The 16,188-nt window shown below is 73.7% G+C and carries 12 protein-coding genes and 1 pseudogene; 2 read left to right on the top strand and 11 right to left on the bottom strand.

What is annotated here, in order from left to right:
- Positions 1 to 49 precede the first annotated feature (49 nt).
- From OG335_RS38965 to OG335_RS38925, 9 genes and pseudogenes are all read right to left on the bottom strand, one after another.
- Positions 50 to 1,630 carry a GMC oxidoreductase gene (locus tag OG335_RS38965; RefSeq protein WP_405009130.1) on the bottom strand — a complete coding sequence of 527 codons (1,581 nt, stop codon included), beginning with the start codon at positions 1,628 to 1,630 and terminating at the stop codon, positions 50 to 52.
- Positions 1,631 to 1,675: 45 nt separating this feature from the next.
- Positions 1,676 to 2,566, bottom strand: coding sequence for a cyclase family protein (locus OG335_RS38960; protein WP_405015280.1), 891 nt, complete (start codon positions 2,564 to 2,566; stop codon positions 1,676 to 1,678).
- Positions 2,567 to 2,627: 61 nt separating this feature from the next.
- Positions 2,628 to 4,451 carry a glycoside hydrolase family 15 protein gene (locus OG335_RS38955; protein ID WP_405009131.1) on the bottom strand — a complete coding sequence of 608 codons (1,824 nt, stop codon included), beginning with the start codon at positions 4,449 to 4,451 and terminating at the stop codon, positions 2,628 to 2,630.
- 103 nt (positions 4,452 to 4,554) lie between these two features.
- Positions 4,555 to 4,905, bottom strand: a pseudogene (locus OG335_RS38950) (AMP-binding enzyme); the annotation flags it as partial.
- Between the two features lie 155 nt (positions 4,906 to 5,060).
- The gene (locus OG335_RS38945) at positions 5,061 to 6,770 is read right to left on the bottom strand and encodes an aldehyde dehydrogenase family protein (RefSeq protein WP_405009132.1); all 1,710 of its coding nucleotides are present in this window, start codon (positions 6,768 to 6,770) and stop codon (positions 5,061 to 5,063) included.
- A gap of 53 nt (positions 6,771 to 6,823) precedes the next feature.
- Complete coding sequence (locus OG335_RS38940) at positions 6,824 to 8,146, bottom strand: MFS transporter (protein ID WP_405009133.1); 1,323 nt, start codon at positions 8,144 to 8,146, stop codon at positions 6,824 to 6,826.
- 162 nt (positions 8,147 to 8,308) lie between these two features.
- On the bottom strand, positions 8,309 to 9,232 hold the full coding sequence (locus OG335_RS38935) for a TauD/TfdA dioxygenase family protein (protein WP_405009134.1): 924 nt from the start codon (positions 9,230 to 9,232) through the stop codon (positions 8,309 to 8,311).
- Positions 9,233 to 9,353: 121 nt separating this feature from the next.
- A complete protein-coding gene (locus OG335_RS38930; RefSeq protein WP_405009135.1) occupies positions 9,354 to 9,950 on the bottom strand; it encodes a TetR/AcrR family transcriptional regulator in 597 nt (198 codons plus the stop codon).
- Between the two features lie 147 nt (positions 9,951 to 10,097).
- Entirely contained in the window at positions 10,098 to 10,688 is a 591-nt protein-coding gene (locus OG335_RS38925) for a peroxiredoxin-like family protein (RefSeq protein ID WP_405009136.1), read from the bottom strand.
- Positions 10,689 to 10,751: 63 nt separating this feature from the next.
- Between OG335_RS38925 and OG335_RS38920 the strand changes: the two genes are divergently transcribed.
- Positions 10,752 to 11,381: a TetR/AcrR family transcriptional regulator gene (locus OG335_RS38920; protein ID WP_405009137.1), complete on the top strand. Its 630-nt coding sequence runs from the start codon at positions 10,752 to 10,754 to the stop codon at positions 11,379 to 11,381.
- Positions 11,382 to 11,557: 176 nt separating this feature from the next.
- Here the strand turns inward: OG335_RS38920 and OG335_RS38915 are convergent, their stop codons facing one another.
- A complete protein-coding gene (locus tag OG335_RS38915; protein ID WP_405009138.1) occupies positions 11,558 to 13,135 on the bottom strand; it encodes a carbohydrate-binding protein in 1,578 nt (525 codons plus the stop codon).
- A 624-nt stretch (positions 13,136 to 13,759) separates the two neighbouring features.
- On the opposite strand from OG335_RS38915, the gene OG335_RS38910 reads away from it, so the two are divergent.
- The gene (locus OG335_RS38910) at positions 13,760 to 14,134 is read left to right on the top strand and encodes a VOC family protein (RefSeq protein WP_405009139.1); all 375 of its coding nucleotides are present in this window, start codon (positions 13,760 to 13,762) and stop codon (positions 14,132 to 14,134) included.
- An 89-nt stretch (positions 14,135 to 14,223) separates the two neighbouring features.
- Here OG335_RS38910 and OG335_RS38905 read toward each other — a convergent pair whose 3' ends face one another.
- The gene (locus OG335_RS38905; RefSeq protein WP_405009140.1) at positions 14,224 to 15,771 is read right to left on the bottom strand and encodes a DUF1214 domain-containing protein; all 1,548 of its coding nucleotides are present in this window, start codon (positions 15,769 to 15,771) and stop codon (positions 14,224 to 14,226) included.
- Positions 15,772 to 16,188 lie beyond the last annotated feature (417 nt).

Below are 16,188 nucleotides of genomic sequence, written 5' to 3'. Positions count from 1 at the left end.
GGGTCGTTGTCGGCGGCGGCACGGCGGACGGAGCAGCGGGCGGACGGGCTCAGGCGAGGCGCTCCGCGATGCGGTCGCCGACCCGCAGGGCGTTGGCGATGGCCGTCAGCGAGGGGTTCACCGCGCCGATGCTCGGGAAGAAGCTCGTGTCGACGACGTAGAGGTTGTCCAGGTCGTGGGCCCTGCAGTCGGGGTCGAGGGCCGACGTCCGCGGGTCGGTGCCGAAGCGCACGGTGCCGGCCTGGTGGGCGGTGGCGCCGATCGGCATCCCCTTGTGCAGGTAGAGGCTGTGCGGCAGCAGGTGGTGCGGGTGCATGCCCAGGTGGCCCAGCATCTTCTGGAGCTTGTGCTGCAGGCGCTTCAGCCCCTCGGTGTTGTTCTTCTCGTCGAGGGCGAGGTGGATGGCGCCGTCGGCGTCGAGGGTGACGCGGTTGTCGGGGTGCGGGAGGTCCTCGCCGCACAGCCAGAAGTCCACCGCGTGGTGGGCCAGCACCTCGAACGGCATGTCCGGTGAGGCGAGTCCGGCCCACCGGGGCGCCTCGCCGCGGATCTGGTCGGAGTCGGACTTGCCGAGCATCTGGATGCCGCCCAGCGGGAACTCCCAGTCATCGGCGCCGAGATACCAGTCGTTGAGCGCGAGGGTCTTCTGGAACTGCGTGTCGTTGGGCTCCTTCGACACCGCCATCAGCGCGAGGTTGTTGTGCCGCATGTAGTGGCGTCCCACCACGCCGGAACTGTTGGCCAGCCCGTCCGGGTGCCGGTCGTTCGCCGAACGCAGGAGCAGCGCGGCGGAGTTGACGGCGCCGCAGGCCACCACCACGATGTCGCCGCGGAAGCGGGCCGTGGAGCCGTCCTCCAGTTCCGCGACCACCTCGGTCACCGTGCGGCCGCCGGCGTCCGTCTCCAGCTTCCGGACGTTCGCGCCGGTGACCATCGTGACGTTGTCGTGCTCCAGCGCCGGGTCGACGCAGACGACCTGGGCGTCGGCCTTGCCCTGCACCAGGCACGGGAATCCGTCGACGCGGTTGCAGCGGATGCACACGCTTCCGTGGGCCGCGCCGCCCGTCGCGTCCTGGGTGAGGTTCACGCCGATCGGCAGGTGGAAGGGGTGCAGGCCCTGCTTCTCCAGGTCGTCGCTGAGCTGCTGGATGCGCGGCTCGTGCCGCACCGGCGGGTACGCGTACTGGGCGCTGACCGGGCCCTCCCCCGGGTCCTCGCCGTGGTGGCCGTGCACCAGGTACAGGTGCTCGGCCTGGGTGTAGTAGGGCTCCAGGTCCTCGTAACGGATCGGCCAGGCCGGGGAGATGCCGCCGTGGTGCCGCAACTCGCCGAAGTCCTCCGGGCGCAGCCGGAACAGTGCGGCGCCGTAGAACTTCGTGTTCCCGCCCACGTAGTAGTTGACCTCGGGCGGGAAGCGGTCGCCGTGCTTGTCGTACCAGAACTCGGGGGCGCGGTACTTGCCCTTGACGAAGACCGCGGTGGACTCCCAGTTGTCCCGTTCGCGCGGCAGGTAGCCGCCACGCTCCAGGATGAGGACGCGCTTGCCGGTGGGGGCGAGGCGGTGGGCGAGGGTGCCGCCGCCCGCTCCGGTGCCGATGACGATGACGTCGTAGTGCTCGGTGCCTGCCATGGGTCGCCTCGGATCGTGGGTCGGTGCCGTGCGGAGCGGCGGGGGTCAGAGGATGGCGATGGGGTTGACGGGGGAACCGGTGGCCTCGGGGAGCCGCAGGGGCGCGACCACGCAGAGGAACGACCAGCGGCCCTCCTCCTCGCAGAGCGGCACCAGGTCCTCGAACTGCAGGTAGTCCATGAAGTGGAGCCCGAGGGCGTGGATGCCCAGGACGTGCACGGGGAAGTCCACGCCCTCGGTGAGGCTGGGGGCCGTGTCGTTGTTGCCGTCGCTGCCCAGTGCGGAGACCCGGCGTTCGGCCAGGAACTCCACCGCAGCGGGGTGCAGTCCGGCCCTGCTGTGTGCGGCGTCCCAGGGCCCCGACTCCTCGCGCCTGCGGCGGTGGCCGACGCGGACGAGGAGGATGTCCCCCGCCCCGACCCGTACGCGCTGCGCGGCCTCGGCGGCCCTGAGGTCGTCGGCGGTCACGTGGTCGCCCGGCTCCAGCCACGGCACGCCCCGCAGCCGCGGGATGTCGAGCAGGACGCCCCGGCCGACGATGCCGTTCCGCACGAGCTCGACGGACAGGGCGGTGGCGCCCTCCGCGGTCACGGTGTCCGCCGGGACGCCGCCGTGCAGGGTGCCGTCGTAGACCACGTGGCACAGGGCGTCGAGGTGGCTGTCCGCGTCGCCGTGGACGTGCATGGAGAAGTGGTCGGTGGCGAAGTGGAGTCCGGTGTCCGGGGCCTCGGCCTCCGGGGGGCTGGTGAGCCGGTGGCCGGCCGGGTGCGGGTTGTCGGGGGCGGCGCGGGTCTCGACCGGTGCGGCGAGGGTGACGGTCCGGCCGGAGCGGACCTCCGCCGCCGCGGCGCGGACCCTCGCGGGTGTGACGGCGGCCAGTGCTCCGCGTCCGCCGGGCCGTGCACCGGCCGCCGACTCCCTGAGGCGCGCGTACAGTTCGTCGAACGCGGCCCGGCTCTGGGGGCGGCCGCCGGGGCCCGGCGCGAGCGGGCCCGGCTCAGTCCCGTTGCCGCTGCCGGTCAAGGGCCTCGTCCAGGGTGGATGCCGCCATGATGAGCGACATGTGGGTGAACGCCTGCGGGAAGTTGCCGAGTTGCTCGCCGCTCGGGCCGATCTCCTCGGCGAAGAGACCGACGTGGTTGGCGTAGGTGTGCATCTTCTCGAAGGTGTAGCGCGCCGGACGGACCCGCCCGGCCCGGGCCAGCGCGTCGACGTAGAGGTACGTGCAGAGGCTGAACGTCCCCTCGGAGCCGCGCAGGCCGTCCGGCGACGCGGCCGGGTCGTAACGGTAGACGAGGCTGTCCGAGACGAGCTTGCGCTCCATCGCGTCCAGCGTGGAGAGCCAGCCCGGGCTCTTCGCCGCGAGGAAGCCGACCCGCGGGATCAGCAGCAGGGAGGCGTCCAGGACGTCGCCGCCGTAGTGCTGCACCAGGGCCTGCTCGGACTTGCTCCAGCCCTTGTCCATCACCTGTTCGAGGATGGCGTCCCGGGCGTTGCGCCAGCGCGGGATGTCGGCGGGCCGGCTGAGCTCGGTCGCCAGGCGCATCCCCCGGTCGAACGCCACCCAGCACATCACCCGGCTGTAGGTGAAGTCGTTGCGCCCGCCGCGGGTCTCCCAGATGCCCTCGTCCGGGCGGTCCCAGTTGTCGGAGAGCCAGTCCAGGGTCCGTGCGAGGCCCTTCCATCCGTGGTAGCCCAGCTCCGTACCGACGTCCAGTCCCTCGGCCATCGCGTAGAGGGCCTCGCCGTAGATGTCGAGCTGCAGCTGGTCGGCGGCGGCGTTGCCCGCCCGTACCGGACGCGATCCCCGGTAGCCCTCCCAGTGCTCCAGGATCTCCTCGGTCAGGTGCGGGTCGCCGTCGACCCGGTACATGATCTGCAGCCGCTCGCCGGGCAGGTCGGCCCGGTCGTGCATCCGGTCGCCCAGCCACTTCGTGAACGCGGTCGCCTCCTCAACGAACCCCAGGTCGAGCAGGGCTCGCACCGAGAGCGAGCCGTCCCGGACCCACGAGTAGCGGTAGTCCCAGTTGCGCTCGCCCCCGACCTGCTCGGGCAGGCCCATGGTGGCGGCGGCGACGGGGGCACCGGAGGGGTGGTAGGTGAGCAGCTTGAGCGTGATGGCCGAGCGGTTCACCATCTCGCCCCAGCGGCCCCGGTAGCGGGACGTGTGCAGCCACTTCTGCCAGAAGTCGACCTCCGCCCACAGCCCGTCGGTGATGCCCTCGACGGTGAACGGAGGCGGTGCCTCTCCGTCGGCGGCGCACGTGGTGAACACGGCGGCGGCGGACTCCCCGATGCCGAGGGTGACCGCGCCGCGGACGTCGTCCCCGTCGCGCTCCAGCGGGAAGCTGGCCTGCAGGTGCCCGGTGATGCCGGGAGCGCGGAAGACGGCGTCCTGGGGGTGCAGCTCCAGCTCGTGGCCGGCCCGCCCGTAGTCGAAGCGGGGCCTGCACTCCAGCACGAAGCGCACGGTGCCGCGCACCGCCCGGATCACCCGCATCAGGCTGTGGCGGTCGGTCGGGGTCCGGCTGGTGTTCGCCGGCATCCAGTCGACGACCTCGCCGACGCCGTCCGGCGACATGAACCGGGTCACCAGCACGCCGGTGTCCGGATAGTAGAGCTGCTTGCACGACACGTCCGAGTGTTCGGGCGCCAGCCTGAAGTACCCGCCCCGGTCGTGGTCGAGCAGCGAGGCGAACACGCTCGGCGAGTCGAACCTCGGCGAACAGAACCAGTTCACCACGCCCTGGGAGGACACCAGGGCGGCGGTCTGGAGGTCGCCCACCAGGCCGTGGTCGGCGATGGGGGGATAGCGGTCCATGTGCGTCCAATCCCACGAGGGTTCCGACGCCGTCCACTATCCGACAGGCCACGGGAGGGCGCCTGTCGGGGCCGGGCGCCCCGGCGGCGGCCCCCGGCAGCCGTCAGCTGCCATCGCCCCCGGAGGCCCGGAGGACGATCGCCCGCTTGAGGATCTTGCCCGTGGCGCCCTTGGGCAGCGCGTCGACGATCCGGACGTCGCGCGGGTACTTGTAGGGGGCGACACGGGCCCGGACGAACTCCCGCAGGTCGTCCGCCGTGGCGTCGGCGCCGGGGCGGAGGGCGACCGCCGCGGCGACCTCCTCGCCGAGGGCCGGATGGGGGACGCCGACGACCGCGGCCCCGGCGACGGCCGGGTGCTCGTGCAGGACCTCCTCGATCTCGCGCGGGTAGACGTTGAAGCCGCCGCGGATGATCAGGTCCTTCTTGCGGCCGACGATGCAGTAGCCGTCCTCGAACTCGGCGCAGGTCAGGGAGCGGTCGGCGAGGTCGAGGGCGGTGCGGTGGCCGTGGGTGTCGGCGGCACGGCGGAGGAGGTCGGCGAGGTTCACCGCGGGTCTCGTTTCGGGTGGCGGGCCGCGGGTGGGCGGTTCGGGACGGGACGGCGGGGTCAGCCGCGCAGCGCGGAGACGAGGACGGCGGGCAGTTTCGACAGGCCCGGCGCGGCGGTGAAGCGGGTGACGCGTTCGACGGTGGTCCGCGCGGTGCGGTTGGTGACGAAGAACGGCGGGCGGGGGGAGAGCGACGGGGAACCGGTGAACAGGCCGCGCGGGGCGGGGGCGAAGGGCGCGCGCAGGACGGTCTTCTCGACGTCCTCCAGCATGAACGCGTTGTGCACGAAGCCGATGCCGCTGCCGATGTCCTGCCGGGTGTGGCCCGGGTGGGCCCCCCAGGGGGTGTAGCCGAGGAGGAAGCCCACGCCGGACCAGCAGTTGACGCCGAGGGTGCCGTAGCGCAGGTCGGCGACGGCGGCCTCCACCGCGGCGCGGTGCTCCTTCTCCGTCCGGGGGTGGACGAGGAGGGTCGCGCCGAGGGTGCCCGGCAGCCGGTCGTTGGCGAAGTCGACGGCTTGGCGCAGGAATTCGACCGGGGTGTCGCCGGGCAGCCGCACCACGCCGAGGGCGCTGGCGAAGACCTCGCCGGTGATCAGCATGTCGTCGTGGCCGGTGATGTCGGGCACCAGGAGGCGGCAGCCGCCGTCGGCGTGGGACTCGGCCTGCGGGTGGGCCCTGCGGACGGCGGCGAGTCGCTGTGCGGCGCCCGCGTAGTAGTCGGAGCGGGGCGGCAGTGCGCGCAGCACCGTCCGGATCTCCGCCAGCAGCCGCTCGGTGCCGTTCCAGGCCCGGGGCACCAGCAGGATCTGGCTCGCGATGCAGTTGTGGCCGGAGTTGTTCATCTTGCTGGTCACGATGTGCTCGGCCTGGAAGCGGAAGTCCGCGTCGGACCACGGCCCGGGCGTCACGATGTACGGGCTGACGCCGCCGAGTTCGCTGCTGAACGGTTTGTCGGTCAGTGGGGTGTCGTCGCGGCGACGCCGCTCGGCCTGCTCGTCGGTGCCCCAGACGATGGCGTCGTGGGTGCGCTCGCTGCCGGTGACGTGGATGGCGTCCACGCCGGGGTGGGCGGCGAGGTGGGCGCCCTCGGCGGCGCCGCCGTCGACGAACCGCACCCAGCCGCGCTCGGTGAACTCGGCGAAGACCCGTTCGAAGTGCGGGCGCAGGTAGGCGTTGAGCGGGTTCATCTTGGCGACGACGACCTGGCCCTCGGCGTAGAGCTTGTGGAGGACGTCGAGGGCGGTGATGGCCGCGACGTTGCCGGCGCCGAGCACGAGGGCGACGGCCGGGCCCGTCGGCCGCCCGCGGTACGGGCCGGCGGCGCGGTCCCGTACCTGCCGGGCGGTGGTGCCGACGCGCATCCGCACCTCGGCGGTGAACCCGTTGAGCAGCAGGGCGTCCCAGCCGGTGGCGGGGAAGACGTCGACCACGGTGCGACCGTCGCGCACGTGGACGGCGCGGGGGTCGAGCGGTTCGCGCCCGGCGGCGAGGCGACGCAGGACGTGCAGGTGGGCGCCGACGTTCTGGGCGAGTGCCCAGGGTGCGCCGATCCAGTCTTCCGCCGCCCACGGGGAGCGGGGGCCGTAGCCCTTGGCGTGCGCACCGGCCGCGGCCATCTCCGCCGCACCGTCGGCGATGCGCGGCATCATGCGCTCCAGCAGCGCGATGCGTTCGGCGAGCGGGGTGGCGGACCACGATGGGGCGCCTGCGCGGAGCTCGGCGACGGCTCGGTCCAGCAGGGCGGTGTCGACGACCGGGGTGGTCACGGAGTGCTCCTCGGGGCGGCGGGGGTGCGGGAGGGCGGGGCGGCGGGCACCGGTCAGGCGCGCAGGCGCGGGATGTCGCGGGCCGGGTCGATCAGGGTGAAGGCGGACAGCGCTCCCACCGTCAGCAGCACGCCCGAGAGCAGCGCGGCGCTCTGGTAGCCCGCCGTGCCCTGGCCGTCGACGAGGCGTCCGACGACGGCCGGGGCGATCAGGCCGGCGGTGGTGACGGCGGCGTTCATCCAGCCCAGGGCACCGCCGCGCCGTGCGGCCGGGGCCAGTTCCGCGACGGTGGTGACCGCGACGGTCGCGAAGGATCCGCCCAGGCCGAAGCCGACGGCCACCAGGACGGTCTTCGCCGCGGTGCCGTCCACCAGCGGCAGGGCGAGGCAGGCGGCCGCGGCAACGAGCAGCAGGCTGCCGCCGACCCAGCCGCGGGCCTTGCGGCTGGGGACCCCGCGGCGCATCAGCCGGCCGGTGAGCCACGCCTGGCCCAGCAGCGCGACCGCGCCCAGCAGCCAGGGCAGGACGATCAGCCGGCCCGCGGTCCCGGAGGAGTGGCCGAGGCCGTTGCGCAGGTAGGAGGGCAGCCACACGAGCGACAGCGCCACGCACCAGTAGGTGGTGAAGTAGGCGACGGTGGCGCCGATCCAGGTGCGGGTGCCGAGGATCCTCCGGTACGTGGCGCGGTCCGCAGTGGCGGGCACCGCCCAGGCGGGGGCTCTCCCGGCGGGCCCGTCCTCCTCGTCGTCGGTGCGGTGCCCGCCGTCGGCGCCCCACACGGCCCACACCGCGGCCCACACCGCGCCGATCGCCGCGACCACCCAGAGCGCCGCCCGCCAGCCGTGCTCGTGGATGACCCAGGTCAGCCCGGGGGCCGCGGTGATCACTCCCAGGGTCACACCGAGGGTGATCAGCGCACCGGGCAGGTTGCGCCTGTGGTCGGGGAACCACGCCAGCGTGGCCTTCTGGGCGACGGGGAAGGCGGGCCCCTCCGCCGCGCCCAGCAGGACGCGCGAGCCGATCAGGACGGCCAGGCCGCCGCCGATGGCGGCCGGCACCTGCGCGACCGACCAGAGCACGGCCATGCCCAGCAGCAGCCACTTCGGCCGCACACGGTCGGCGAGCAGCCCCACCACGACGGCGGCGACGGAGAACAGCAGGAAGAAGGCGCTGTTGGCGAGTCCGAAGTCGGTCGCGGACAGGCCCATGTCGGCGCGGATCTCGTCGGCCGCGAGGCCGAGGACGGACTTGTCGGCGAAGTTGACCATCATGAAGACCACGAGCAGGGCGGTGACCGTCCAGGCGCGGGCGCCGGAGGGGCGCTCTGCCGGCGGGGCTTCGGCGCCCGGTCTCGCCGGGGTGTGGGCGGCGGTCATGGGGGTTCCTCCGGGAGAGGTGCTGGCAGGGGGGAACGCGGGAGGGCGCGGGCACCGCAGCCCGGGCGGGTCCGTCGGACAGGTACGGCGGACCGGTCGGCACGGCGAGCCGGGCGGCTGCGAGCGCTCCGGGCGGATCGGCGGGGCTGCGGCGCGCGGGGCTCAGGAGAGCGGGACGCCGGCGATCGCGATGCGCTCCATGACGCGGCGCGCGGGGTAGTAGTCGTTGATCGCGTAGTGCTGGACGGCGATGTTGTCCCAGATCGCGACGGAGTCCGGCTGCCAGTGGAAGCGCACCTGGAACTCGGGGATGCGGGCCTGGAGGACGAGCTCGTTGAGGAGTTCCTGGCTCTCGGCGTCGGACAGGCCGGTGATCCGGGTGGTGAAGGGCTCGTTGACGTACAGCAGCTTCCGCCCGGTGCGCGGGTGGCGGACGACGACCGGGTGTTCCACGGCGGGGAGCCGCTCGCGCAGCCGGGCGATCTGCTCCTCCGTCATCAGCGAACCCCAGCTGGGCACCCAGTCGTGCACTGCGGTGAGGTTCTCGATCCGGGCCTTCAGGGCCTCGGAGAGGTTGTCGTACGCGGCGCCCATGTCCGCCCACATGGTGTCGCCGCCCGCCTCAGGCACCTCGACGGCGCGCAGCACGGAGCCGAGGGCGGGATCGGCCATGAAGGAGTGGTCGCTGTGCCAGATGTTCTCGTTGCCGACGGCCATGGCGTCCTTGGCCAGGCGGGAGACGCCGACGGTGTCGCCCGTGGGGAAGAACGGGTTGGCCTCCGGCTCCCCCCAGACCGCGGCGAGGGCGAGGTGGTGCTCCGGGCCGAAGGCGTGCTGGTCGCGGAAGAAGACCACCTTCCACTCCAGCAGGGCCTGGCGCAGTTCCTCGGCGAGGTCGCCGCCGATCGGGTCGGCGAGGTCGACGCCGGAGATCTCCGCACCGATGTGGGGGGTGAGCGGCGTGACGTTCAGGAGCCGGTACGTGGCTTCCGGGGTTCCGGGAGCGGTGCGGTCCAGAACGCGGCGCCCGAAGTGGATCAGGGGCTTGGCCAGGATGGACGCGGATGCGGCGGCAGATGTTGCCATGGGGAACCTCCGGGACGACCAGCAATTCGTTACCGGAAGTATCGTTATCGGGGCATGCCTCGGCAAGGGTCTGCGGGACACCGGTTCCAGGAGCCCGGACGGCCCCGGCCGCGCACCGGCGCTACGCCGCCACGGCGCGGGCGATCAGCTCGACCACCGCGTCTACCAGGTGCCGGTCCGGCCGCTCCAGCTCGACCAGCAGGCGGAACAGCATCGGTGCGGCCACCAGGGTGACCACCGCCCGGACATCGGTGTCCGCCCGCACGTCGCCGCGCTCGATCCCGCGCTCCAGGATGCGCCGGGTCTCCCCCATGACCCGTGCCGGGTAAGCGCCGTACGCGCCGCGGTCGGCGCCCGCCTCGGCCGACGCACCGATGACACCGGCCAGCAGCCGGTCGACACCGGGCTGCCGGTAGGACTCCATGCGCGCGGTGAGCAGCTCGTGCAGCTCCGCACGGAAGTCCCCCCGGTCGGGGACGGACAGCTCGCCGATCCGCGCCTCGGCGGCGGCGATGACCAGCTCCTGCTTGGCGGCCCAGCGCCGGTAGATGGCCGGCTTGCTCACCCCCGCCCGCTCGGCGACGGCGTCCATCGTGACCGCGCCCATCCCCTGCTCCGCGACCAGCGCGACGACCGCGTCCAGCGCCGCGCGGGTGACCCGCTCCTCACGGGGACGCCCCGGACCCCGCACCGCTCCCCGACCCTGCTTGTCGACCATGCCCAGACCCTACGAGCTGCACCGCCGCCCGGACGACGCAGGGGGCGGCCGGCCGCAGGCCGGGGCGTACGGGGCGCAGCGGATCCGGGCCCCGGCACGGGGCCGCGCTCGGCGCCGTGCGGCGGAAGAGCGACGGGAGCGGCGTGCTCAGGCGCCGGCCGGGCGGGCGACGGGCGCGGTGCGGTGCTCCGCGGCCAGTGCGAGGACCTGGTCGACGGTCCAGTGGTCGGAGGCGTGCGCGCCGTAGTGGGCGGCCAGGATCCGGCCGTCGGATCCGACGAGGAAGTCGGCGGGGAGACCGAACCGGCCGCCGAGGGGGCGGGCCGCGGGGGGCCGCTCGCGTCCGCGGAGGACGAGGCCTGAGCTCCTGACCAGGCTCCGGACGACCGTGGGCCAGACCCGCGGGTCGAGGAGGGCGCGGACGCCGCGTTCGACGCCGTAGGCGCGGTAGAGGTCCTTGCCGGGGTCGGCGACCAGCGGGAAGGGCAGGCCGTCCGCGTACGGGCTCAGCTCGGCGGCGGGCGAGTGGAAGACGGCCGCCTCCAGCACCCCGGCCGCGCGCAGCTCGTCGTGGCGCAGCGCGAAGCTGCGGAGGTGGAGGTTGCAGACGGGGCAGCCGGCGAACCTGCGGAACTGCAGGTGGACGAGCCCGGCGGCGGATCGAACCGGTACGGGCACGCCGGTCACGTCGGTCGGCGTGAGGTTCGGGGCGGTGGTGCCGATCTGAAGGCGGGGCACGGGACTCCTTAGGTGTAGACCGTACGCTTAAAACTGTAGGCGTATCCCGTACGCTGTCAAGTCGTGCCACGACCCCGCTCCCTGACCACCCGGCAGATCGCCACCGCCGCCATCACGGTGATCGACCGTGACGGCCTGGCGGCCCTCTCCATGCGCACCGTCGCCGCCGAACTCGACCGCCGCACCATGGCGCTCTACCGCTACGTGGAGGACCGCGAGGAACTCGAGTGCCTCGTGGTGGAACTCGCGCTCGGCACCGTCCTCGACCGCCCCCGCACGGCGCCCGCCCCCGACCCGGCCCCGCCGCGCGAGCGGCTGATCGCGCTCATGGAACTGATGCGCGAGGCCGTGGGCGCCCATCCCGGGGTCCTCCCGCTGGCCGTCCGCCACCACACGGGCTGCCTGCCCGCCCTGCGCTGGGCGGAACACGTGCTGGAGGCCCTCGGCCGGGCGGGCCTCGACGGCCCCGGCCGCCGACGCGCGCTCCAGGCGCTGACCTCCTACCTGATCGGCGCACTGGAACTCGAACACCAGGGCCTCGCGCCCGGCGGGGCCGCCGGCCACGCCGCCCTGGCCGCGCCCGACGCCTTCCCGCTGCTGACGTCCTCGCTCGCCGAGCAGCAACAGGCCGACCCCGGCGCCGAGTTCCTCGCCGGTGCGGAGGCCGTGCTGCGCGGCCTCGGCATCACCTGAGACCCGCGGGGCCCGCCGGAACGTCCTCGGCGGCGGCCGGACAGCACTCCGGGCCCGGCGCCGCCGACCTCGCCGTCCGATCCCGTCGGATCGGCGAGGGCAGCGGTCGCGCCGGGCCCGGAGGCCTGGCGCCCCGTGATGGGCACCGGGGCGACCTGCGGGGGGGACGGAGCGCGTTACGGCGTGACCGGGCTGCCGCCGAAGGTCACGACGAGGCGGCCGTCCGAGGCGAACGACCACGCCATGGCGCCGGTGTAGGCGGAGCAGCGCGAACCGTTGGTGCCGGTCCAGAACTGGTTGGAGCCGTCGGCGTCGCCGACGGTCTTGTCGTTCGACCCGCTGCCGCTGCGGCACGAGGTGTTGCTGCGGTACACCGAGGTGCCCTTGTCGAACGAGAAGTTGCGCTCGGCGTTGTCGATGCCGACGTTGTTCGACATCGCGATCGTGCCCGGGTTGCTGTTGTAGGTGAACCCGTGGTGGCCGTTGCGGTAGGCGATGCTGCGCCGGACGACGTGGTCGACCGCGATGTCGTCGCCGCCGAGCTTGAAGCCGTTGCGGTCGCCGTTGGAGTTCACGGTGCCGTTCGAGAGCGTGCCGTTGCCGTACGACAGGGAGTCCTCGATGGTCACCGGGCCGATGGGTCCGGTGTCGGTCTTGGTGTAGAGGTCCCAGCCGTCGTCGATGTTGTTGTGGGAGACGGTGTAGCGGAAGACGTTGCCGGTGCCCGCGGTGAGCTTCGCCGCGAAGCCGTCGGCGTCCTCCCCGTCGGAGTCGGCGTTGTCGTGCGACTCCGAGCTCAGGACGAGGTTGTTGGACGGCCACTGACTGGTGGGCGTGGTGGAGGCGATCCGCGAGATCTGCAGCCCCGAGTCGCGGTTGAAGCGGGTCACGGTGCGTTCGATGACGTTGTTGCTGCCACCGACGAAGATCCCGTTGTCACCGGCGCGTTCGACGACGATGCCCTTGATGTGCCAGTACGAGCCGTTCAGGGCGAGCCCGCGGTTGGCCGGATCCTCCGCCATGGCGGAGAAGTTGAGCACCGGGGTCTCCCCCGGGTACGCGGAGAGGTTCGTGCGGGCACTCGCCGTGCCGTTGCTGCCGACCGGGATGGTGACCGTCTGGGCGTAGCTGTAGGTGCCGCCGCGCAGGTAGATCGTGCCGCCGGACGCGACGCGGCCGATCGCCGAGGTGAGCGTCGTCGGGGCGGCCTGCGTGCCGGCCGCGCCGTCGGTGCCGTTGGGCGCCACGTACAGCGCGGTGCCGGACGGCGGGGTGGTGGTGGCGTCCGGCACCGCGGCGTCGAGGTAGTCGATGTTGGGCAGGCCGGCGGAGGTGGTCGGGGTGAAGCGGATGGTGTTGCTGCCCGGGATCACCGGCACGGTAAGGGTCTTGGTGACCCAGGTGCCCCATGCGGCGGTGCTCTCGAACGACACCGTCGAGGCTGCCGCGCCGTTCACCGCGAGGCTTGCGGGCCGGGCGGTGGTGGTGCCGTTGGCGAAGCGGACCGTCAGCGTCGCGGTGCCCGCGGCGGGGGCGCTGACGGTGAACTGCAGGACGCCGCCGGTCGCGTTGGTGCCGTTGCAGAAGCCGCTTCCGGAGTAGCCGGCCCAGTCGGAGTCGACGGTGCCGGTGCAGGAGGCCGGGGAACTCTCGGCCTCGTAGCGGGTGGTGGTCGCGGCCTGCGCCGTGCCGGACACCGCGACCAGGGCGCCGGCGAGGAGGCCGGCGGATGCGATGGCTGCTCTCAGGTGCACGTTCGTCTCCAGGTGGGGTTGGTTCGCCTGACCAGGGGTGGGGTGGAACGAGCGGTGGAGAACCGCGCGGTGGGTGTCCGGTCCGCCTCCGCCGCCTGCGGGAGGGTTCGCGCGGGCGGCGGGGAGCGGGCGCAGCGGGGAGCGGGCGTGGCAGGGCCGACGCCGGGCTCGCGCTCCGGGGTGGGGGAACGGGCGCGTTCGAGTACATGAACAGGCCGTGCAGCCGGACACCGCATCCGGGCGGAAAAGCGCTTTCGTCGGACCCTAGAGGCGTACCGTGGACGCGTCAATAGACGTGTACTTGATTGATGTTCATACACATGAACAGCGACCTGCCGTGAACCGTCCGCGGCCTCGCACCGGACTCGCCCGCCGCGTCGGCCTGTTCGGGCAGGCCGGACCGCGGCCGGACCGGACCGCGGCATTGTCGCCACCGGCACGAGGGGGTAGCGTCACCCGACGTGAATACCGGACCGGCGACACGCCACACACGGATCGGCGATCCGGTAGACGGCTGACCGCGCCACGGGCGCGCGAACGGCGCCCCCGCGCTTCGGCACGCGGACCTCCTGGTGCACCTGCACCGCGCGTCCACGTCCCCTGCCGAACACCGAGGTCACCCGTATGACAGCCACGTTCAACCACACCATCGTCGCCTCCACGGACCGCCACGCGTCGGCGCGGTTCTTCCGGGAGCTGCTGGAGATCCCGGACGCACCGTCCTGGGGCCCGTTCACCAACATCCGGCTCGCCGACGGCGTCCTGCTCCAGTTCGCCGAGCCGCCGGTCGACATCCAGATGCAGCACTACGCGTTCCTCGTCGACGACGAGCTCTTCGACCGGGCGTACGGCCGCCTGTGCGAGCGCGGGATCGAGCACTGGGCGGACCCGCAGATGCGCCGGGCGGGCGAGACCAACACCGAGCACGGCGGCCGGGGGGTGTACTTCAAGGACCCCTCGGGTCACGCGATCGAGCTCATCACCCGCCCCTACCTGTAGCCGGGGCGGCACCCGGCCGGGCGGCCCGCACGGCGCCCGGCCGGGCGTACCGGCCCCGGGGCGCCGGGGAGGTCAAGGGGCGGGGGAGGTCAAGGGGCGGGCCGGACCTCCCCGGGGCGCCAGGTCCGGTCGAAGAACGGCTGCAGAGGGCCGTACAGGCGCAGGACCGCGAACCAGCCCCTGCCCGGCACGGTCCGGATCCAGGTGCCCTCGGCGGCGGCCCCGGGGCGTTCGGGCGCGAGGTGGAGCGTGGTGGCGCCGTCGGGGTCCGGCGCGGCGGCCGGGCCGGGACAGGACTGGCTGCCCGCCCGGGGGTAGCGCTGCGGCGTCCGGAGCATGGAGCGGGTCTGGCTGTCGTACACGGTGACGGACCAGAGGCGGGCCGCCGGGATGCCCGCGGGCAGGGTCAGCGTGTAGGGGCGGGCACCGTCGAACGGACGGCCGTACGCATCGGCGGCGACCATGAGGGACCGGGAGCCGACACCGGTCTCGCGCGTGCACATCGACGGCGAACAGCCGGTGGCCACGTAGTGGAAGGCCGTCCGGGAGTTCAGCGCACGACCGGAGGCCGGCGGGTGCGGTCCGGGGCCGCCCTCGACGACCGGTCCGGGCGGGGGCAGCGTCCAGTCGTGGCCACCGACGCACAGCGGGTCGGACCAGGCCGAGCCGCTGCCGTAGTAGGCGAAGCCGTCCCGGTCGCGGGCGCGCAGACCCAGCGTGCGGGCGGTCGCGTCGCCCAGCGCGACGGCCTCGTCCAGGACCGCCCGCAGCCGTGAACCGGGCCTGAACACCTGCCCCTTGGCGATGCCGATGGCTCGGAGGGCCCCGCAGGCCTCCGGATCGCCGGACCCGGCCGGCTGCTCCTGGACCAGGGTGTCGAGCAGCTCGTAGAACGAGCGGTCGTTCGGGGGCAGGGTGTTCACCGCCAGCCCGGTGCCCTCGGTGAACACCGGCGGGTCCGACCGGTCGGGCGGCTCCCGGCCGGGCCGGAAGGCGCCGGTGCCGCTGCCGCGACCGCCCGGCGTCCACGGGTGGATGCGCAGCGACTGCTCGATCCGGGCGGCCGCCGGAGCGGGGTCGCCGTCCTCCAGGAACGCCCGGCCCAGCACGACGGCCTGCCAGGTGCGGCAGCGGTGCACGAACAGGCCGCCGCCCTCCGGCTCCGGCCCGTCGTGGCCGGGCGGCAGGAACACGTACGTGCCGCCGAGGCCGCGGTCGGGGCCGGGCACGCCGATGTCGGTGATCCACCGGAACCACATGTCCTCGACCGCGCCCAGGCACCCCGGCGGGACCTGCAGCGCGACGGGCCCCCCGGTCAGGTCGAGGACGCTCAGGAAGTCCACGGTGTCGGCACTGCCGGTGAGGCACAGCGAGGCACTGTCCATCAGCCCCGAGAACAGCAGCACCTGGCTGTCCGCGACCCCGGCCTGCTGGAGGCCCCGGCGGACCGCCCGGGCCGACACGCCCGGCAGCCCGGCCAGGTAGGCGTTGACCCCGTGCACCAGATCCAGGTGGTCGTACACCTTCTCGGCGGTGTCCGCGTCCGGGACGCCGTCGGCGAACCTCAGCACGCCGATGCGGGTGGCCACCACGTCGGCCGTCGTCACCGACGGCGGCACGGGTGCGAAGTCGCTCATCCCCCCATGCTGCGCGCGGCCCCCGGCTCACGCATCCGGCCGCAGGCGGCACGGGCTTCGGAGGCCGGCAGATGCTCCTCGCCACCGGCGTCGACGGCACCCCGCTCGACGGCACCGGCCCCCGGCTCGTGGTTCCCGCGGACCGCTGCGGGCGCCCGCCGCATCAGCGGCGTCACCGCCGTGCGGGTCGGCCCGACCGGGCACCGACCGGGCACCGACCGGAGCCGCGGCGACGCCCGGCACCGGACCGTCGTGGCGGTGCCGTCGTGGCGGTGGGGCTGCGCCGGGCGGCGGTGGGGCTGTGCCCGGCGGCGGTCCGCCCGCGGTGGCGTGCGCGACCTGATGATCGGACCTGTCGATGCCCGTGATCGGCGCGAGCGGCGGTATGTGGCGGACCGTCGGCAGGTGCGACGATGG

The organism is Kitasatospora sp. NBC_01539, from assembly GCF_045040525.1.
Taxonomy (GTDB): Bacteria; Actinomycetota; Actinomycetes; order Streptomycetales; family Streptomycetaceae; genus Kitasatospora.
Note: the sequence above shows the minus strand (reverse complement) of the source record. Positions and strands in the feature narration are given on the sequence as shown.

Bases quoted from the DNA above. Each gene is read 5' to 3' on its own strand.
- OG335_RS38965 (WP_405009130.1), bottom strand. From the start codon at position 1,630: ATGGCAGGCACCGAGCACTACGACGTCATCGTCATCGGCACCGGAGCG.
- OG335_RS38955 (WP_405009131.1), bottom strand. From the start codon at position 4,451: ATGGACCGCTATCCCCCCATCGCCGACCACGGCCTGGTGGGCGACCTC.
- OG335_RS38940 (WP_405009133.1), bottom strand. From the start codon at position 8,146: ATGACCGCCGCCCACACCCCGGCGAGACCGGGCGCCGAAGCCCCGCCG.
- OG335_RS38935 (WP_405009134.1), bottom strand. From the start codon at position 9,232: ATGGCAACATCTGCCGCCGCATCCGCGTCCATCCTGGCCAAGCCCCTG.
- OG335_RS38930 (WP_405009135.1), bottom strand. From the start codon at position 9,950: ATGGTCGACAAGCAGGGTCGGGGAGCGGTGCGGGGTCCGGGGCGTCCC.
- OG335_RS38910 (WP_405009139.1), top strand. From the start codon at position 13,760: ATGACAGCCACGTTCAACCACACCATCGTCGCCTCCACGGACCGCCAC.
- OG335_RS38905 (WP_405009140.1), bottom strand. From the start codon at position 15,771: ATGAGCGACTTCGCACCCGTGCCGCCGTCGGTGACGACGGCCGACGTG.